Genomic DNA, 18,812 nt, shown 5'->3' with positions numbered 1-18,812 from the left:
GTTCAAGGTGCTCCGATTCAGCCTTCGGTCAGGAATTGCAGGGACAGGGACATTTTGTCGGCACTTCGCCAGGAAGACGTCAGGGAACCGTCAGGCGGCACCACGACGGCCGAGCCGGCACCCTCACCGGATTCAAATACGAAAAGGCGGGCTCCGTTTTGCGGAGCCCGCCCCTGGTGACGTACCGATTATCGACGGCGGCAGTCTGCGCTCATTCCGGCGACTTACCGTCCGCATTACTGCCGATGTTCTCCACGCTGTTCCCCGTGCCGATAATTCCGAGCGCTCGATTCACTGGTTCCGCCGGAATTCGACTGACTTTCAGTTGTAGCCGATCCGAAATCCGACGCCCCGGACCGTCACGATCCAGTCGCTTCCGCCGAGTTTCGTACGGAGGCTGCTGACGTGCGTGTCGACCGTCCGCCGGGACCAGGAGTCGCCCCACACCTGCTGCATTATCCGTTTGCGCGGGATCACCGTACGCGGATGGGAGGCGAGCAGGCAGAGCAGGTCGAACTCCTTGCGCGTGACGTCGACCTCGCGGCCCTCCAGGCTCACCTCGCGCAGACTGACGTCGATCCGGAGCGGTCCGTGCGAAATGACCTTGCCGGTCTGCGGCCCGGCCTGGACGCGACGCATGACGGCTTCCATCCGGGCGATCAACTCCCGGCAGCCGTACGGTTTGACCACGTAGTCGTCGGCGCCGGCCTGCAGGCCGAGCACCCGGTCCAGCTCACTTCCCCACGAGGTGACCGCGATCAGCGCGACGTCCGACAGCGTGCGGATCCCGCGGCAGACCTCCAGGCCGTCGATGTCCGGCAGGTCGAAGTCGATCAGTACGATGTCGGCGTCCTCGCACGCCTGGAGCGCCGCCGCACCCGTATGGACCCCCTCGACCTGATGACCGTGTCGACTCAGGTCTCCCCGCAGGGTCTCCATGGCCCCTCTGTCCTTCTCCACGACAAGGACACGCCAGGACTCCGAAGAACTCAGCGAGATTGGACTGTGGGGCTCGGAAGTTGTAGTGCGGTGACCCATTTACTCCCCCATATTGGTTGCCCAGTTCAATTGCACAGTTCAAGCCAACGCAAGCAACCTTACAAACATGTTCATCGGTTTGTCAATAAATTACTGGCCAAGGGTGAACAGCACAGGAGCGGCGTGAACTGGGTCACACTCCTTATGCAGTCCGTATACCACCGCGCGTAATGCTTACCTCCTGGAAAGCTTCGCCGGACAGGGCTTTTCTAGATTTCTGCCGTCCACCCGATGGCCACCGGTGCACACGCAGTCCATCAACAGAGGCCGCGCCGGACAACGAATAGTGGCCGACCGGCGTGTCTGGTCCGCAAGGAACAAGCCATCCGTGGCGAAAAGAGGCAGTACCGGAATCGGCCCCGGCGCGCCGACGGGCCTTCGACGGCGGTGGCGCACCCGCGTCGCCCGGGCGCACGGCGTCGTCACGCGCCCGTCGGAACGAATCATCGGCCGGCCCGCAGGTCCGCGATGGACACTGCTCAGCCGACAACGGTAAATTGGGCCCCACCCAAGGGAATTAGCCTCATCCGGCAAGCAAGGACTCCGATGTGCCGGAGTCGCCCATTCACACCCGCGCAGGCTCGGCGCTTACGATCGGGATGCTCGCGATCCGGGAGGGATACAGCAATGAGCAGTGAAGTCGAGGTAGTTCACGTCGGGCGTCCGGAGGAAGCCTGCCCGATCGGCCCGGTGGTCGAGATCGTGTTCAGCCGGTGGACCACACCGATCCTGTGGACACTTCACGCATGCGGCAGGCAGCGCTTCGGGGAACTGGAACGCCGGATCATGACGATCACACCCAAGGTGCTGACCGACACGCTGCGGAAGCTGGAACGTGACGGCCTGGTGGTGCGCACCTCTCACCCCGGCGTACCGGCGCGCGTCGAGTACGAGATCAGCGAACTGGGAAGCAGCCTGGCGGGGGTTTTCGAGGTGCTCGCGAACTGGTCCGGCGAGAACCTGGTCAAGGTTCGGCAGGCCAGGCTCGACTACGAGGACCGCGACCTCGTGCGCGTGCGCCGCTGAGACCGGCCGCGGGACCGGTCGTCATGGCCCGGTAGCAGGCGGCCGGCCCGCGACAGCGCGCCCGCCCCCCGCCCGAACCGGTGACCGGTGGGCAGGGGGCGGGCGCGCTTCGCGCGATCGGCCGGAATCAGACCCGCTTGGTCTCGATCAGCCAGGTCGGTACGTGGATCACGCCCTTCTCGTCGGTGTTGGGGACCACACCGAACTGCTTGAGAAAAACATCCATGATGGATTCCACACCCGAGAAGGTGCCCATCTCCATGCTGGTGATCTCCCATCCGCCGTCGGCGATGGACGCCCGCAGGGTGTCCTCCGGAACGGACATGGGGGCCGGCATCCCGCCCGGAACGTCCGCGAAGACGAGCATGTTGAGCCAGGCGCCCTCCTTGGTGACGCGGCGCAGCGCCTCGAGGTAGAGCCGCCGGTCGTCGGCGTCCAGGACGTGGTAGAGCGCGCTGTCCATCACCGTGTCGAAACGGTTCTCGTACCCGGTCAGCTTGGTCGCGTCCGCGACGAAGAGCTCGATGTCGATCCCCTGGTGACGCTCCTTCGCCTGCCTGATCGCGGAGGACGAGGCATCGAACGCCGCGACCTTGTGGCCGCGCTGGGCGAGATAGGCGGCGTTGTCGGCGAGACCGCATCCGGCGTCGAGAACCGCACCGCGGAACCGGTTCCGGCGCTCGAACTCGACGACCCCCGGCTGGACCTCCTCGATGTCCCAGGGAACACCCTTGGTGATCAGCCCGGGCACCAGCTCGCCCCCGTCGTACACGATGTTGAAGTCGACGGATCCGAGGTCGACGTCCACACCTTGCTGCTCGCTCATTCGTGTCTCCTTTGTTGTTGAGCGCACCGGCCCCGCGCTTTCCGGCGATTCGCCGCACCGTCCGTGGGAAGCACCCGAGGAAAGTGACGTCGAGAGAGGAGCGCGACGACATGACGGGCTTTGGAAAACGTGCTGCCGCGCCGCCGGACGAAGTCGTGGGGGGCTTTCTCTCTCCGGGTGAGGAGGAAAGCGCGTATCCACATCATTGCGGGCGCGTCCGAGACCGGTACAGATCTCCAGTGTCAGGAATCCCGCAAGTTTGTTAAGTCTGTGTCGCCGTCGGCCGGCGCGGCCCGGGCCGGGGCGCGACGCGGCCCGCGTTCGGGTCCCCGGACACGCGGAGAGCCGACCCGACCCGCTCGACCACCACCGGAAACCGACTCTGCCAGGCACTTTCTGCTTGGTAACCACGAGTAGCCGGGTGCTAGCGTCGCGGCGTCGCTCCGAAACAGTCTGAGGAGACGCTCAATGAGCACTTCATCCGCGGGTGCGCCGGCACCCGCCGTCACCACTGCCAAGAGTCCCGGCCTTATCCTGGCATTTCTCTGCGTCGCCCAGTTCATGGTGTTCCTCGACGTGTCGATCGTGAACGTCGCGCTGCCGTCGTTGCAAAAGGGCCTCGGAATCTCCGCGGCTGATCTCACTTACGTGGTGACGGCATACGGAACAATTCTCGGCGGCTGCCTTCTTATGGGTTCACGTCTGGCCGACAAATACGGACGGCGCAGGATTCTCCAGGTGGGACTCGCGCTCTTCGGCCTGGCCTCGCTGGTGGGAGGGGCGTCTCAGGACGCCGTCCTGCTCTTCGTGAGCCGTGGCGTCCAGGGGTTCGGGGCCGCGCTGATCGCTCCGGCGGCCCTCAGCCTGCTGACCGTCACCTTCGCCGAGGGCGAGGCCCGGAACAAGGCGCTCGGTATCTGGGGCGGGCTGGCCGGCATCGCCTCCATCGCCGGAGTCGTCTTCGGCGGGCTCCTCACCGAGGGGCCGGGCTGGCGGTGGATCTTCTTCATCAACGTGCCGATCGCCGCCGCCGCCGTGCTCCTGGCACCCAGGGTCCTGCCCGAGAGCCGGGGCGAGCGCAGGCCCTTCGACATCCCCGGTGCCATCGTCATCACCAGCAGTCTCATGCTGCTGATCTACTCGCTCGACGAGGCGATCACCTACGGGTGGAGCTCCGCGCGGGTCCTCCCCACGCTCATCGCCTCCGGTGTCCTGCTGATCGCCTTCATCGTGATCGAGCAGCGCAGGCGGGACCCGCTCGTGCCGTTCGCCATCTTCCGGGCGCCCACGCTCAGGACGGCGAACATGGCGACCGTGTTCTTCCTCGGCGGCGTGGTGAGCCTGTTCTACTTCGCGAGCCTGTACATGCAGCAGGTCCTGGGCTACAGCCCGATCAAGACCGGAATGGCCTACGTGCCGCAGGCGTTGATGGCCGGCGTCGGCGCGGGCGTCGCTTCTCAGCTGGTCACCAAGACCGCGGCGAAGCCCGTGCTCCTCACGGGCCTGTTCCTCTGCAGCCTCAGCCTCTTCCTCCTGTCGCGGGCCGGCTCCGACGCCAGCTACCTCACCGACGTCCTGCCGGCGTTCATGATCTTCGGGCTGGGCATGGGCTTCTCGTTCGTGCCCCTCCAGATCGCCGCTCAGATCGGAATCTCCGAGAAGCAGGCCGGTGTGGCGGCTGGTCTGATCAACACCAGCCAGGAACTGGGTGGTGCCCTCGGCCTGGCGGTGGCCGCGACCATCGCCCTGCACGACCTCCCCCAGAAGATCGCAGCCGCCGGGGGGAACCCGACGCGGATCGCGGACACCCTGACGGACGTGTTCCACCACGCCTTCCAGGTCGGGTACTGCCTGATGCTGGTCGCGCTCGCCCTCTCGCTGCTGCTTCCCATGCTGAAGGCCCAGCCCGCACCCGCGAGCGGTGAACTCTCGAGCGAGGCAGCGGGCGCCAATGCGGGATAGCCGGCAGTTGGACGCGCAGGAGACCCAGCGGGCCCGGCACCTGCCGCCAGGTGCCGAACGCCTGCTGGCAGCACCCCACGTCGGCGTTCTCACCACCCTGAGACCGGACGGCTCGGCCCATCTCGCGCCGGTCCGGTTCAGCTGGGACGACGAGTCCGGGCTGGTCCGGGTCATGACGACCGACTCGCGGGCGAAGACCAGGAACGTACTGGCCAACCCCGACCGGCCCGTGGCGATCTGTCAGGCGGTCCAGTTCCACTGGATCACCCTCGAAGGCATCGCGACCGTCTCCAAGGACCCGGAGCACGTGGCCGAAGGAGTACGCCGGTACGCCCAGCGGTACACGGCGCCGCCGCCGAACCTCCCGGGACTGGTCGTCATCGAGATCGCAGTGAACCGCGTCATGGGGCTCTGGTAAGCCCGCCGGGCCCCGCACCGATACCGCTTCCAAGGACGGAAATCATGAGCAACACCGAGAACCACTCCGCCGCCGACCCGCGTCCGGGATTCTTCAAGGCCGTGGCCCTGGCCGGGGAGACCATCGCCGCCGTGCGGCCGGACCAGTACGACGCCGCCAGCCCCTGCCCCGACTTCAGCGCCCAGCAGCTGGCGCGCCACCTGATCTCCGTACTGCGGCGGGTCTCCGTCGCCGGCAGTGGCGGTCATCCCTTCAGCGTGGAGTCCTTCGCCGACGACGTGTCGAACGACGACTGGTCGAAGGTGTGGGAGAACGCCGTCCGCGACGCGGAGTCGGTCTGGTCGGACCCGGCGATCCTGGGCAAGACCATCGAGCTGGGCTTCGTCAGCCTGCCGGGGGCGGCCGCGATCGTGGTGTACACGACCGAGATCACCCTTCACACCTGGGACCTCGCCAAGGCGACCGGGCAGGAACCGGCCTGGGACGCGGAGGTTCTCGCTCCTCCGATCGGGGCCATGCGGTTCGCCGTGCCGGCCGAGACCCGCGGCGGCCCGGTGCCGTTCGGGCCGGTCGTCGAGGTGGCGCCCGACGCCGCGCCGATCGACCAGCTCGTGGCGTGGTACGGCCGGCAGCCCTGAGCCGGTCACGGCATCGCGGGTGACGTACCTCGGACCAGCACCGCTGAGCGGTGCTGGTCCGTCTTGACGGACCGTCGATCCGGTGCGTCGCCGCAGGACCTGACACCGAGAGCGCACGACAAGAACGAACCGCAGACACGGAAAACCACTCGACGACTCTTCCCGCGGGCTTTCGCCGCCGGACGCGCGGGCCGGACCAAGGAGAGATCACATGCTGGCAGAACGACAGGAGCGCGCCCTCCGCACCCGCCATGCCCTGCTCCATTCGGCGGCCTGCCTCTTCGACCGGTACGGCTACGCGGTCACCAAGCTGCACGACATCAGCGCCGGAGCCGGCGTCAGCCCGGGAGCTCTCCACTTCCACTTCGAGAACAAGGCGGCGGTCGCCGCGGCCGTCGAGACGGCCGGTGCGGACACCCTCTGGTCGGCCGGACGTGTCGCCTACCGCGCCAACGCCGACGCCCTCCAGGCACTCACCGACATGTCACAGGCGTTCGCGCGTCTGCTGCGATGGGACGTGCTCGCCCGTGCGAGTTTCCGGCTCGGTACGGACACCGGCCGGACGCGAAAGCAGGCGCTCGACCAGGAGTGGCACACCTGTGTCGAACGCCTGCTGACAGAGGCGGCCCGCAACGACGAGCTGGCCGCCCATGTACGCCTCACGGAGGTCACCTGCGCCGTGCTCACCGCGACCACCGGAATCGGGCTCCAGATCAAGGACGGCACGGAGAAGCGGGCGCAGAACGCGCTCACCGGGTTCTGGCAGGTCTTCCTGCCGGGTCTGGCCAGACCGGAGGTGGCCGCCCGGCTGAAGCCGACCGGGCGGGACTCGGTGGTCGCCGACGCCGTCGCCGTCTCCCCCTACGTACGGGCCGAGGTGCGGGAGGCGACGCCGTGAGTCCGGCCCGGACGTCAGCGCCCCGCGTCCTCGGAGCGGGAAGCGGTGCCACCCGATCCCAGCCGGTAGCCGACCCCCCGCACGGTCACGATCCAGTCGCCCGGCCCGAGTTTGCGGCGCAGGGTGCTGATGTGGGTGTCCACCGTGCGGCTGGAGACGGACCACTCGTCCGCCCAGACCTTGGCCATCAGGTCCCGGCGGGAGACCACGGTCTGCGGCAGCAGGACCAGCAGGTACAGGAGGTCGAACTCCTTGCGGGTGACGTGGACGACCCTGTCCCCCACCTGTACCTGCCGGCCCCGCGGGTCGATCCGGAGGGCGCCGTGGGAGAGCGCGGAGACGCTGTTCGGCGTGGTCAGCCGACGCATGACCGCCCGCATGCGAGCCACCAGTTCCCGGTACCCGTAGGGCTTGATCAGGCAGTCGTCGGCACCGGACTGGAGGCTGAGGACGCGCTCCAGTTCGGTGTCGCCGGCTGCCAGCGTGATCACCGGGGTGGCGCTCCGGGCACGGATCTGCGCGCACACCTCCAAGGCGTCCACGTCGGGCAGTTCGAGGTCGAGCAGCACCAGGTCGGCGCGCTCCCAGGCGGACAGGGCGGCCTGGCCGTCGGCCGCCCTGTCGACCTCGTAGCCGTTGCGCCCCAGCCGCTCGGCCAGCACGGCGGCGGCCGCCTCGTCCGGGTCGACCACGAGAACGCGCGTCTTCACGATTCGCTCCGTATCGGTCCGTCAGGAACAGCCCTGTGACCCGGCCCCCTCGTCCGTGCGCCGCCCGGAAGGTGCGAGGACCTGTCCGGTCGATCACGGCGGAGACGCGGGGTGTGGCACGCACTCCCCCGAGCTCTGCGAGCAGGGGGGACCCCCAGCGGCGTTGTTGTCGGTCGACGACGTCCCCCAGCCTTCGGCCGGGAGGTGCCCCCACCGCGTCGACTCCCTCCTCCGCCTTGCAGCCGCACGCACCACACCCCGCTCGCCGGTATCAGTCAGGAGCCGCCGGTTTCCTCCACCGTGATCGACCGGACAGGTCCTAGGCGGCGGACGTGCGGGTGTGCACGACCCGGTAGGTGTTCGAGTCCCGCTCGACGACCAGCGCGTCGGCACGGGCCTCCGAGGCGAGCCGGTCGGCGGGCTGTTCGGACTGCGGAGTCGTCCTGAAGGCGTCGTAGGAAGCCTTGTCGGCCCACTGGGCGTAGGTGACGACGAAGGTGCCGTCCAGACCTCGGGCCCGCAGGCCGCGCAGTACGGTGTGGCTGCGGAAACCGGGCACCTTCAGCAGCCACTCCTGGGACGGTCCGAGCGCGTCGATCAGGGCGTCCTGGTTCTCCTCGGCGACCTTGAGCACCTCGATGACGGTGTGGTCGTCGCGGGTCGGTGAGATCTCGGTGACGCCACCCAGCTCCGGCGCCTGCAGGGTGTGGACCACCTCGTTCTGCAGCAGCCGGATCGCGGTGGTCATCTCGGAGAACAGCGGCAGGGTGCGGTGCTTGAACTCCTCGCCGGCGTAGCGCTTCTCCAGGTCCTCGGTGCTGCGCCACTGGATGAAGTTGGCGGTGCCGAACCTGTCCGTCCCGCTGTGCACGGTGCTGGAGATCCAGCCGGGGTATGCGGCCGCGTCGACGATCTCACGCATGGCCCCCAGCAGGCTGTCCTGCTTTTCCGCCGCGTCGGTCGAGAACAGGTTGAGAACGGTCAGGTACTTACCGTCGGCTGCGATCTTCGGCATTTTGTTACTGCCTTCCATTTCGGGAACGACGGATCGGATCGTGCTGCGACCAGCATCACTCTGCCGATACCGAGCGTGGAAGTAGGGCCAGTTCAGGACTTCTTGCGGATTGGTCAACTCTTTCCGAGCTTCGTCAAGTCTTGAGCAGCTTCGTCAGGTCTGTGAAAAGCAGTCTTGGTCTGCCGACGCCCGGGTTGCCATCCTCGGACAATGGAATACGAATCAGCGGCCGCGGAAGCGGCCGGGCTGCTCGACCGCTATCTGATCGACCTCGACGACCAGAAAATCGACGACGAGTGGGCGCGGTCTTTGTTCACCGAGGACGCCCTCGTCGAATTCCCCATGAGCCGGCACCGCGGGCTGAGCGGTCTGGCCGACTGGCACCGCGCCGCCCTGTCCGCGTTCGCCGGCACCCAGCACCTGGGCAGTCCGGCGGTGGTGGACCGCGCCGGCGGAGAGGACGGCGAACCGGACCGACTGCTGTTGCGGGCCAACCTGCAGTCCACCCATGTCCATCATCCCGGTGCCGGGGAGCACCCGCTCTTCACCACCGGCACCTTCGTCAACGGCGAAGCGCGGCGCACACCGGACGGGTGGCGCCTGTGCACCCTGCGGTTCCGTGTGGTGTGGACGACGGGCACGCCTCCCCCGCCCTCCGGGGCACGGCGATGACGGCGGCCGCAGCCCCGCTGCTGTCCGGTCAGACCGCTGGAGGAACTCCGCTGGCCGCCCGCTCCGCCGACATGGTCACCGGCATCATGCTGGCCGACATCGCCGTCGTCATCCTGCTGGGACTGGTTCTCGGCCGTCTCTTCGGCCGGATACGCCAGCCCGCGGTGATCGGCGAGATCACCGCGGGAATCGCACTCGGACCGAGTGTGCTGGGGCAGTTGCCCGGCGATCTGACGCAGCGCCTGTTCCCCTCCGACATCCGGCCGCTGCTGAACGGAGTCTCCCAGGTCGCGCTGGTGCTGTTCATGTTCGTGGTGGGCTGGGAGTTCGAGAAGCGGCTGGTGCGCCCGCACGCCGGGCTGGCGGCGGGCGTGTCGCTGTCGTCGATCGCGGTGGCCTTCGGCCTCGGAGTCGCCCTGGCCGTCTACCTCCACCCGCAGCACTCGACGGTCGCCGGACACCACGTCTCCTTCGCCACCTTCGCGGTCTTCCTCGGCACCGCGATGTCGGTGACGGCCTTCCCGGTACTGGCCCGCATCCTCAACGACAACAAACTGCTCGACACCAGGGTCGGCTCGCTGGCCCTGGCCAGCGCGGCCATCGACGACGTGCTGGCGTGGTGCCTGCTGGCGTACGTCTCGGCGATGGTGAGCGCCGACGGCGACTACGCCAAGCTCGTCAGGGTCGCCGGATTCGGGCTGCTGTTCACGGCGGGCATGCTGCTGGTGGTGCGGCCGTTGCTGGACGCACTGGTGTGGCGGTGGGCGGCGGCCGAACGCTGGGGGCAGCTGCTCGCCGTGCTCGCGGCCGGCGCGCTCGTCTCGGCCTGGCTGACCTCGTGGATCGGTGTGCACGCGATCTTCGGCGCCTTCCTCTTCGGTTTCATCACGCCGCGCGAACCGGCCGCCCTCCTCACCTCCCACGTCCGCAAGCCGCTGGACGACATGAACCTGGTCCTGCTTCCGGTCTTCTTCGTCGTGACCGGGCTGAACGTGGATCTCGGCGCCCTCACCGCCGAGGACACCGTGGCGATGCTGCTCATCATCGCCGTGGCCTGCGTCGGCAAGCTGCTGGGAGCGATCGTTCCGGCCCGCCTGGCCGGGCTGGGGTGGCGGGAGTCGAAGGACCTCGGGCTGCTGATGAACACCCGCGGGCTCACCGAACTGGTCATCCTCAACGCGGCGATGACCCTCGGCGTCCTGGACGTGCGAATGTTCACCATGATGGTGGTGATGGCACTGGTCACCACGGCGATGGCGGGGCCGCTGCTGTCCGGCCGCGACGCCCTGGTCGCCGTGACCTCCGAGAAGCCGAAGGCCGTCCGCCTGTGACCCCCCATCCGGCCGCACAGTCAGAATCCGCTGTCCGACGAACGGAAGGCCTCCTGTGATACCCGCACCGTTCTCCGCCGTCCCGTCCGTGCCGTATCCGCGGCCGGCCGTCGACGGCAAGGCACTGCGTGACGCCTGCGGCGCGTTCGCCACCGGAGTCACCGTCATCACCGCGGCGACCGGTGTGTCCGGCCGCGCCGAGGGTACGACGGTGAACTCCTTCACCTCCGTCTCCCTCGACCCGCCCCTCGTCCTGTTCTGCCTGCACCGGCAGTCACGGCTCGAACCGGTGCTGCGCGAGTCCGGCGGCTTCGTCGTGAACTTCCTGACACACCACCAGCAGGAGCTGGCCTGGGCCTTCGCCGGCCGCGACACCGCGCGGGTGGAGGAGGTCCCGCACCACCGGACGCCCGAGGGGCTGCCGGTGCTCCAGGACGCGCTCGGCCATCTGGTCTGCCGGCTGGACTCCGAGTACGACGGCGGTGACCACCTCATCGTGCTCGGCGAGGTGGTCGAACTCGGCGTGCCCGAACCCGAGTCGGGCACGGCCGCAGCTCCCCTGATCTTCTACCGGGGTTCGATGCGCTCCCTGCCCGGCACCGAGTAGTTCCGCCGTGGCGGCGGAGGAAATCCTGAAGAACTTGTCAGAGTTCTGTAGCGGATGCCGTTCAGTTCTGCACACTCCATCGGAATACTGGAGAAAACCCCGACAGGAAGAGGGACGATGGACACGTTCGACACCGATGTGTTAATCGCAGGGGCGGGCCCTTCGGGACTCATGCTGGCAGGTGAACTACGACTTGCGGGAATATCGGTCGTCATGGTCGACCGGCTCGCCGCACCGATGCAGCAGTCCCGTGCGCTCGGTTTTTCCGCCCGCACCCTCGAAGAGTTCGGCCAGCGGGGTCTCCTCACGAAATTCGGCGAACTCGACACCATACCGATGGGCCATTTCGGCGGTATACCGCTCGATTACCGGATCATCGAAGGCGGGAATTTCGGGGTCCGCGGCGTTCCCCAGTCGCTCACCGAGAAGATACTCACCGACTGGGCGCTCGGACTCGGCGCGGACCTGCGCCGCTCGCACGAGATCGTGGGCCTCGAACAGGACGAGGACGGCGTCACGGTCGAGGTGGACGCTCCCTCCGGCAGCGTCCGGATGCGGGCCCGCTACGTGGTCGGCTGCGACGGTGCGCGCAGCGCGGTGCGCCGGCTGACGGGGATCAAGTTCCCCGGCACCGACGCCACGATGGAGATGAAGATGGCCGACTTCACGGGGGTGCGGGTTCCGATCCGCCCCACGGGCCAGGTCGGCGAGGCGGGCATGGTGGTCGTACTGCCGCTGGGCCCCGAGGCGATCCGGGCGGTGGTCTTCGAACGCGGCGCCGGTGTACGCCCGACCCAGGAGCCGCCCACCTTCCAGGAGGTGGCCGACGCCTTCCAGCGGGTGACCGGCGAGGACATCCACGCCGGGCGGCCGATCTGGACCAGCTACTTCACCGACGCCAGCCGGCAGGCGGAGACCTACCGCAAGGACCGGGTCTTCCTGGCCGGCGACGCGGCCCACATCCACCTGCCGATCGGCGCCCAGGGCATCAGCGCCGGCGTCGGCGACGTCGTCAACCTCGGCTGGAAACTCGCCGCGACCCTCAACGGCCACGCTCCGAAGGGCCTGCTGGACACCTATCACGCCGAGCGCCACCCGGTCGGCGCGGGCATCGTGGCCAACACCCTGGTCCAGCGCTCGCTGTACCTCGGGGGCCCGGAGATGCAGGCGCTGCGCGAGGTGTTCGGCGACCTGATCCGGCTCGACCAGGTGCAGCGCCGACTGGTGGGAGCCGTCACCGGCCTGGACATCGTCTACGGCGGCGGGGCGGACGGCGGCCACCCTCTGCTCGGCCGCCGGCTGCCGGAGCAGGAACTGGCCGTCGACGACGCCAAGACCACGACCTTCGAACTGCTGCGTTCCGGACGCGCGGTCCTGTTGGACATGCACGACAGCGCCGAGGTGCGCGCGAGCGCCGCCGGCTGGTCCGACCGCGTGGACATCGTCACCGCCTCCCGGCTCGACCCCTCGGCACCTGCCGCGAGCCTGCTGGTCCGGCCGGACGGCTACGTCGCCTGGGTGTCCACCGACGGAACGCCCGAAGGGCTCACCGGGGAGCTGAGCCGCTGGTTCGGCGCACCCGTCACCGCCGCCTGACCCGACGCAGGAAGGAGTGCTCGCATGACCAGCAAGGCCCAGGAAACCAAGGAGCAGGAGACCAAGGCGGCCGGCCGGCGGGACGAACGGACCGAGTGCGACGTGGTCATCCTCGGCGCCGGCCTGGCCGGCTCGATCACGGGCGCGATCCTGGCACGGCAGGGTGCGAACGTGGTCCTCATCGACGCCGGCCACCACCCACGATTCGCGGTCGGCGAGTCGCAGAACCCCCAGCTCGTCGAGTGGCTGCACATCCTCGCCGTCCGCTACGACGTGCCGGAGCTGAAGTACCTCCTCGACATCAAGGCGGTGACCAAGCACATCGGTCCGCATCACGGCAGGAAGCAGAGCTTCGGCTTCGTCAAACACCGGCCGAACCGTGAGCCGGACCCGCGCGAGGCGACGATGTTCGTCATCCCCAAGATGCTCACCGAAGCCACCCACATGTTCCGCCAGGACACCGACTCCTTCTACGTCAACGTCGCGGCCAAGTACGGCTGCACCGTCCGCCAGGACTGGCGCGCCACCGACCTGGACTTCGACGACGACGGGGTGACCGTCACCGGTCACAACGGCGAGGTGTTCCGGGCGAAGTACTTCATCGACGCGTCCGGCTTCCGCTCTCCCCTGGCCGAGAAGTTCGACCTGCGCGAGCAGCCCAGCCGGCTCAAGCACCACGCCCGGTCGATGTTCACCCATTACGTGGGCATCAAGCCGTACGACGACGTGCACAACTACCCCGAGGGGCTGGGGGCGCCGGCCGAGGCACCGTTCCACGGCGGCACCCTGCACCACCTGATCGAACGCGGCTGGTTCTGGATCATCCCGTTCGACAACCACCAGGACTCCAGGAACCCCGTGTGCAGCGTCGGCCTGACCATGGACGAGCGGCTGTACCCCCGGCCGAAGGACATGACGCCCGACGAGGAGTTCGACAGGTTCCTCGACATGTATCCGGCCGTCAAGCGGCAGTTCGAGGGTGCGAGCCGGGTGCGCGAATGGGTGTCGACCGACCGCATCCAGTACTCCTCCAAGCAGACGGTCGGGCACCGCTGGTGCCTGATGTCCCACGCGGCCGGCTTCGTCGACCCCCTGTACTCGCGCGGTCTCTCCAACACCTTCGAAGTCGTCGACGCGCTCGCCTGGCGGGTGTTGGAGTCCCTGCGGGACGACGACTTCTCGGTGGAGCGCTACGAGTACGTCGAGCGCCTGGAACAGGGTCTGCTCGACTACAACGACAAGATGGTCAACAGCTCCTACATCTCCTTCTCGCACTTCCGGCTGTGGAACGCGGTGTTCCGGGTGTGGGCCTGCTTCACCACCCCGGCCACCATCCGGCTGCTCCAGGCCCGGCAGGACTACCTGCTGCGCGGCAAGGACGACCAGGTCTTCAGGGACATGGAGAAGTCGGCCTACCCGGGGCTGTGGTGGCCCGACAGCCACGCCTTCAAGCACCTGCTCGACGTCACCACCGAGACCTGCGAGAAGTACGAGGCCGGCGTGATCGACGGGGACAAGGCCGCCGACATCCTCTTCGAGGCGATTCGCGACTGCGAGTCGGTCAACACCCCCTTCGGCTGGAAGGACGGCGAGGAGCACCGCTTCTACCGGGCCACGACACCCACCATGATCAAGTTCCTGTGGTGGTGCAACACACAGGCTCCTTCGGAGATGAAGGAACTGGGGCGGGCCATGGTCTCCGGCATCGTCAAATCCGGTCTGCGCGGCAAGAAGGCGACGTAACTCCCCGGCTGCCGCGCTCACGACTCGGCGCCGGGCCCCTGCCGTGCCCTTCCCCCGGGCGGCCCGGGCCCGGCGCCGATCCCGAACGGACCGGTTCCCGCGGTCCGGCCCACGGTCCGAACCACCGAAGGAGCTCGATTGACCGGCCGGAACTCGCACACACCCTGGTCACGGCTGGCCCATGGCCTCGCGGGACGGCTCGTGCTCCCCGACGACCCCTCCTACGCCATGGCCCGGCAGCTCGAACTGGGCAACTTCGACGACGTGACCCCGCAGGGGGTCGCCTACTGCGCCGGGGCGCGGGACGTGTCGCTGGCGATCCGCTTCGCCCAGGACAACGCGCTGCCGGTGGCGGTGCGCAGCGGCGGGCACGGCTACGGCGGCTACTCCACCGGACCGGGCCTGGTCATCGACGTCTCGCGGCTGAACGCGGTGAGCGTCGGCCGCGGCACCGTGGACATCGGTCCCGGTGCGATGAACGTCGACATCCTGAGCGTGCTGGCACCCCACCACCTCGTGGTCAGCCAGGGCGGCTGCCCCACCGTGGCCGCGGGCGGGTTCCTGCAGGGGGGCGGCTTCGGCTTCCTGACCCGGCCGACGGGCATGGCGTGCGACGCCCTCGAATCCGCCGAGATGGTGCTCGCCGACGGCAGGACCGTCACCGTCTCGGCGACGGTCGACAGTGACCTGTTCTGGGCGATACGCGGTGGGGGCGGCGGCAACTTCGGCGTCGTGACGCGCTACACGGTCACGCCGCACACCGGTGATCAGATGGTGATGGCCAATCTGGTCTTCGCCTACGACAAGGCGCCCGAGGTGCTGGGCGGTGTCGCCGACTGGCTCGTGGACGCCCCGCGGACCATCGGCGGCGGAGCCTACGTGACGCAGCCCGACGCCGCACCGGGCACCGTCCCGACGCTCAACGTGATGCTCGCCTCGCGCGGCACCGGTGACGAGCTGACCGCCGAGGCCGGCCGGCTTCTCGCGCTGACCGGAGCGCCCACGACCCGACAGGACGCCCGGCTGACCTACCGGGAACTGATGACGCTCGTCTTCGGCGGCGGCAGGCTCACCGAGGACCAGTGCCGTCGCGCGGGCAAGACACCCGGCGGACGGCTCCCGCGGCCCGCCCACGCGCTGGAGCGCACGCGGCTGGGCAGCACCCCGTTCCCTGCCGGTGGCTGGGCGGACGTGATGACCGCCTTCGACTCCGACCGCCGAGCAGGCCAGGCCCGCTTCCTGGACCTGCACATGTTCGGCGGTGCGGCGAACGATCCGGCCCGTACCGACACGGCGTACGTGCACCGCGCCTCGCTCTTCTCCGTCAACTACCGGGTGTTCATCGACGCCCCGGAGCACGCCACCCCCGAAGGCAGGGCGGCGGCCAGGACCTGGGTGGACAACGGTTTCGCCACCGTGGACCCGCTGTCCAACGGAGAGAGCTACCAGAACTGGACGGACCCCGACCTGGAGGACTGGAAGCAGTCCTGGTACGCCGAGAACTACCCACGGCTCGCGGCGGTCAAGGCCACGCACGATCCGTACGGGTTCTTCGGCTTCGCCCAGGGTGTGGGGGCCCGCTGAGCCTCTCACCGCCCCACCCGGACGGCCTCGGTCAGCGCACCCTTCCGCGCGGCTTCAGCGGCAGCGGAGGCAGTTCCGGCGCGGACAGCGGCGGGCCGTCGTACCCCTTCACCTCACCGAAGCGCGCGCCCTTGGCCCAGGCGTCGCGGGCCTGCTCGATCTCCTCCTGGGCGCGGCCGATGAAGTTCCACCACAAAGCACACGTGGTGCACTTCTTCGCAGGTCAGGCGCATACCGGAGCGCGGCCGGGGAGCAGACGACCAGGGGCAAGCCCTTGGGTGACCGAAATGGCCGGGAGACGGCCGTCTCGAAAGTGCAGGGCAGGAGCGTCCAGTCCGACCCTTCCGCCTTCGATGTCCTTTCTCAGGGGTTATGTCACTGCAGGTGCGCGGCTGGAGCGCGGGCCGGGTCCTCAGGCGGTCGGGCGAGCGGGTCCGACCGTGGCGCGGAACACCACTGCCTCTCCGCCGAGTCGGAGGGCGTCGCCTGCGGGGGCGTATACGGCGCGGCCTGGACCGAGTTTCACCGAGCGCCCTTCCGAAGCGGTGGTCGCTTCACCGCGGACGCACAACACGATCTGCGGCGCGGCGGCCGTGAGCGTGTGTGGCGCGTCTGTTCGTACGAGATCGAACCGCGAGAGTCTGAAGTCGTCGACAGGCGCCGGGTATACGTGCTCGCCGCTCTCCGCGTCCCGTCGTGCGGCGACGGCTCGGACCGGGCGCGTGGTGAAACGTACGGTCTTCAGGAGTTCGGCCGTGTCCACGTGCTTCGATGTCAGTCCGCAGCGCAGGACGTCGTCGGAACTCGCCATGATCTCCACGCCGAGGCCGGACAGACAGGCGTGTGCGATGCCCGCGCCGAGGAACAGCGCCTGCCCGGGTTCCAGCTCCACGTGATTCAGCATGAGGGCGGGTAGCAGGCCGGGGTCGTCCGGGTGAGCGTCAGTGATGGCGGCGTACGCGGCAAGGTCCGCCTCGAACGGCCCGCCGCGTGCGGACGCCCGCCGCACGGCCTCGGTGACGGCGGTGAGGAGGCCGCACGGCGGTGAAAGGAATGCGGTGAAGACCTGTCGGAGGGCGGTCTCTCCCGGGTGGGAGCGAAGCAGCGCGGCATACTGCCCGAGGCCGGGAACGTCGAGGAATTCCAGGAGGTCGCCGCAGCGTTCGGGAGACCGGAAGCCGCACAGGGCCCGGAACGGGGTCAGGGCGACGATCATCTCGGGTTTGTGCTGGTCGTCGCGGTACGTGCGATGCGGAGCCTCGAGAGGGATCCCCTGGGCGTTCTCCCGCGCGAAGCCGGCGGCTGCCTGGGCCTGGTCGGGGTGCACCTGGACCGACAGGGGGGCATCGACGGCCAGTACCTTCAGCAGGAACGGGAGCCGTGGGCCGAACCGGCGCGTGAGGGCAGGCCCCAGTTCCGGCAACGGACTGGCGGCGAGCAGCTTGTCGAGGGCGAGGGGCCCTCGCCCCCGGTCGATGCGGGACGGGGCGGCGGGGTGGGCGCCCAGCCACAGTTCGGCCTGGGGTTCGCCGGTGGGCGGTAGACCCATGAACTCCGCGAGGGCGGTGGTGGAGCCCCAGGCGTAGGGCTGGATGGTGGTGGTGAGCAGATCCACGAGATCCTGGCTCCGGTCGGCTACGGATGGACAGCGGACGGCCGGGGCGCCCCGCGTCCGGAATGCTTCAGCCCGGCTACGGCGGCCGCTCCGATGAGTCCCGCGTCCGTCCCGAGCTCGGCGGGCACGACGGGCAGGTCGCGGGTGAAATCCAGGGAGGCGTAGTCGGCAAGGTGGCGTCGGAGGGGCTCGAACAGTGTTCCACCGGCCTGGGCGACACCGCCGCCGATGACGACCAGGTCGAGCTCGACGAGGGCGGCCGTGGCGGCGATCGCGGCGGCAAGGGCCCGTCCGGCACGGTCGTACGCCGCAACGGCTCGCGGATCACCGGCGCGGGCGGCATGCGCGACCGCTGCGGCCGTCGGGGCGACACCGGTGGGCGGCACCCAGCCGGATCCCACGGCGTGGGCGGCGATCGCGGTGCCGCTGGCGAACTGTTCCACGCAGCCGCGCGCCCCGCACCGGCACTCGGGCCCTGCGGTGTGGTCGACGCTGACATGGCCGATGTGTCCGGCGTTGCCCGACGGGCCGGCATGCAACGTCCCGTTGAGGATCAAGCCGCCGCCGATGCCGGTGGAGACCACCACGCCCAGGGCGTTGTCGACTCCTCCGGCGGCGCCCGTCCAGTGCTCACCGGCGGCCATCGCGACCGCGTCCCCCACCACGACGGGCTCGACGCCGCGGGGGGCGCGGGGATGCGCGCGCACCCGGTCGACGAGCGGGAAGGTGTGCCAGGCCGGAATGTTGACCGGGCTGACCGTCCCGGCCGCGGTGTCGACCGGGCCCGCGCTGGCGATGCCGAGGCGGGAGAGTGACGCCCACTCCGGGTGAACGGCCAGGTCGTCCAGGACCTCGCCGATCGCGGCCATCATGTCCTCGGCCGTGCCGTGGGCGGGCGTGGCGCACTGCGACCGGGCCACCAGGTGACCGTCGGCGTCGACGATTCCTCCGGCGATCTTGGTACCACCGATGTCGAGTGCTCCGTACACGAGCGCATCCGTTCCTTCTCTTGGGGCTTCTCGCAGGCAGGTGTCACCGCGCGATGACGTTGCCTCTTCCCTGATGGCGTGGTGTCCCGTGCCGTCGCGCGCCCCCACCCGGTTGACGGGGGGGGCGGCGGCGCCGGGCCGGGC

The 18,812-nt window shown here is 69.0% G+C and carries 17 protein-coding genes and 1 pseudogene; 11 read left to right on the top strand and 7 right to left on the bottom strand.

The annotated features are described in order from the left end of the window. Positions 1–321: 321 nt before the first annotated feature. Positions 322–1,038, bottom strand: a complete 717-nt coding sequence (locus ACFW6B_RS32325) for a response regulator transcription factor (protein WP_386601659.1) — start codon at positions 1,036–1,038, stop codon at positions 322–324. A gap of 627 nt (positions 1,039–1,665) precedes the next feature. Between ACFW6B_RS32325 and ACFW6B_RS32320 the strand changes: the two genes are divergently transcribed. Continuing rightward, positions 1,666–2,064, top strand: a complete 399-nt coding sequence (locus ACFW6B_RS32320; protein WP_386601657.1) for a winged helix-turn-helix transcriptional regulator — start codon at positions 1,666–1,668, stop codon at positions 2,062–2,064. A 127-nt stretch (positions 2,065–2,191) separates the two neighbouring features. On the opposite strand, the gene ACFW6B_RS32315 is transcribed toward ACFW6B_RS32320, so the two are convergent. Beyond that, the gene (locus ACFW6B_RS32315; protein WP_386601655.1) at positions 2,192–2,890 is read right to left on the bottom strand and encodes a class I SAM-dependent methyltransferase; all 699 of its coding nucleotides are present in this window, start codon (positions 2,888–2,890) and stop codon (positions 2,192–2,194) included. Between the two features lie 468 nt (positions 2,891–3,358). Here ACFW6B_RS32315 and ACFW6B_RS32310 point away from each other — a divergent pair, with 468 nt between their 5' ends. The 4 genes from ACFW6B_RS32310 to ACFW6B_RS32295 all read left to right on the top strand — a co-directional run bounded on the left by ACFW6B_RS32310 (position 3,359) and on the right by ACFW6B_RS32295 (position 6,806). Beyond that, positions 3,359–4,852 (top strand): MFS transporter, encoded by a 1,494-nt coding sequence (locus ACFW6B_RS32310; protein ID WP_386601653.1) that lies wholly within the window; start codon positions 3,359–3,361, stop codon positions 4,850–4,852. Beyond that, positions 4,842–5,270, top strand: coding sequence for a pyridoxamine 5'-phosphate oxidase family protein (locus ACFW6B_RS32305; protein ID WP_386601651.1), 429 nt, complete (start codon positions 4,842–4,844; stop codon positions 5,268–5,270). Before ACFW6B_RS32310 ends, ACFW6B_RS32305 begins: the two co-directional genes overlap by 11 nt. A gap of 44 nt (positions 5,271–5,314) precedes the next feature. Next, positions 5,315–5,908, top strand: a complete 594-nt coding sequence (locus tag ACFW6B_RS32300) for a TIGR03086 family metal-binding protein (RefSeq protein ID WP_386601649.1) — start codon at positions 5,315–5,317, stop codon at positions 5,906–5,908. A 211-nt stretch (positions 5,909–6,119) separates the two neighbouring features. Then, a complete protein-coding gene (locus tag ACFW6B_RS32295; protein ID WP_386601647.1) occupies positions 6,120–6,806 on the top strand; it encodes a ScbR family autoregulator-binding transcription factor in 687 nt (228 codons plus the stop codon). Positions 6,807–6,820: 14 nt separating this feature from the next. Here ACFW6B_RS32295 and ACFW6B_RS32290 read toward each other — a convergent pair whose 3' ends face one another. Continuing rightward, positions 6,821–7,516: a response regulator transcription factor gene (locus ACFW6B_RS32290; protein WP_386601645.1), complete on the bottom strand. Its 696-nt coding sequence runs from the start codon at positions 7,514–7,516 to the stop codon at positions 6,821–6,823. 319 nt (positions 7,517–7,835) lie between these two features. Continuing rightward, positions 7,836–8,531: an antibiotic biosynthesis monooxygenase family protein gene (locus ACFW6B_RS32285; protein WP_386601643.1), complete on the bottom strand. Its 696-nt coding sequence runs from the start codon at positions 8,529–8,531 to the stop codon at positions 7,836–7,838. 210 nt (positions 8,532–8,741) lie between these two features. Between ACFW6B_RS32285 and ACFW6B_RS32280 the strand changes: the two genes are divergently transcribed. The 6 genes from ACFW6B_RS32280 (at position 8,742) to ACFW6B_RS32255 (ending at position 16,064) form a co-directional block, all read left to right on the top strand. Next, positions 8,742–9,203 carry a nuclear transport factor 2 family protein gene (locus ACFW6B_RS32280; protein ID WP_386601641.1) on the top strand — a complete coding sequence of 154 codons (462 nt, stop codon included), beginning with the start codon at positions 8,742–8,744 and terminating at the stop codon, positions 9,201–9,203. Then, the gene (locus tag ACFW6B_RS32275; protein ID WP_386601640.1) at positions 9,200–10,534 is read left to right on the top strand and encodes a cation:proton antiporter; all 1,335 of its coding nucleotides are present in this window, start codon (positions 9,200–9,202) and stop codon (positions 10,532–10,534) included. The genes ACFW6B_RS32280 and ACFW6B_RS32275 overlap by 4 nt, the downstream gene beginning before the upstream one ends. A 55-nt stretch (positions 10,535–10,589) precedes the next feature. Further along, positions 10,590–11,141 (top strand): flavin reductase family protein, encoded by a 552-nt coding sequence (locus tag ACFW6B_RS32270; RefSeq protein WP_386601638.1) that lies wholly within the window; start codon positions 10,590–10,592, stop codon positions 11,139–11,141. 54 nt (positions 11,142–11,195) lie between these two features. Next, the gene (locus ACFW6B_RS32265; protein ID WP_386601636.1) at positions 11,196–12,737 is read left to right on the top strand and encodes an FAD-dependent monooxygenase; all 1,542 of its coding nucleotides are present in this window, start codon (positions 11,196–11,198) and stop codon (positions 12,735–12,737) included. A 24-nt stretch (positions 12,738–12,761) separates the two neighbouring features. After that, positions 12,762–14,480 (top strand): NAD(P)/FAD-dependent oxidoreductase, encoded by a 1,719-nt coding sequence (locus ACFW6B_RS32260; protein ID WP_386601635.1) that lies wholly within the window; start codon positions 12,762–12,764, stop codon positions 14,478–14,480. A gap of 138 nt (positions 14,481–14,618) precedes the next feature. Next, on the top strand, positions 14,619–16,064 hold the full coding sequence (locus tag ACFW6B_RS32255; protein ID WP_386601633.1) for an FAD-binding oxidoreductase: 1,446 nt from the start codon (positions 14,619–14,621) through the stop codon (positions 16,062–16,064). A gap of 31 nt (positions 16,065–16,095) precedes the next feature. On the opposite strand, the pseudogene ACFW6B_RS32250 reads toward ACFW6B_RS32255, so the two are convergent. The 3 genes and pseudogenes from ACFW6B_RS32250 to ACFW6B_RS32240 form a co-directional block, all read right to left on the bottom strand. Then, a pseudogene (locus tag ACFW6B_RS32250) lies at positions 16,096–16,260 on the bottom strand (pirin family protein); the annotation flags it as partial. A 216-nt stretch (positions 16,261–16,476) separates the two neighbouring features. Next, the gene (manA, locus tag ACFW6B_RS32245; RefSeq protein WP_386601631.1) at positions 16,477–17,679 is read right to left on the bottom strand and encodes a mannose-6-phosphate isomerase, class I; all 1,203 of its coding nucleotides are present in this window, start codon (positions 17,677–17,679) and stop codon (positions 16,477–16,479) included. Between the two features lie 20 nt (positions 17,680–17,699). Beyond that, the gene (locus tag ACFW6B_RS32240) at positions 17,700–18,668 is read right to left on the bottom strand and encodes an ROK family protein (RefSeq protein ID WP_386601629.1); all 969 of its coding nucleotides are present in this window, start codon (positions 18,666–18,668) and stop codon (positions 17,700–17,702) included. Between the last annotated feature and the right edge of the window lie 144 nt (positions 18,669–18,812).

The sequence above is a fragment of the Streptomyces sp. NPDC058751 genome (genome assembly GCF_042746485.1).
Taxonomy (GTDB): Bacteria; Actinomycetota; Actinomycetes; order Streptomycetales; family Streptomycetaceae; genus Streptomyces.
Note: the sequence above shows the minus strand (reverse complement) of the source record. Positions and strands in the feature narration are given on the sequence as shown.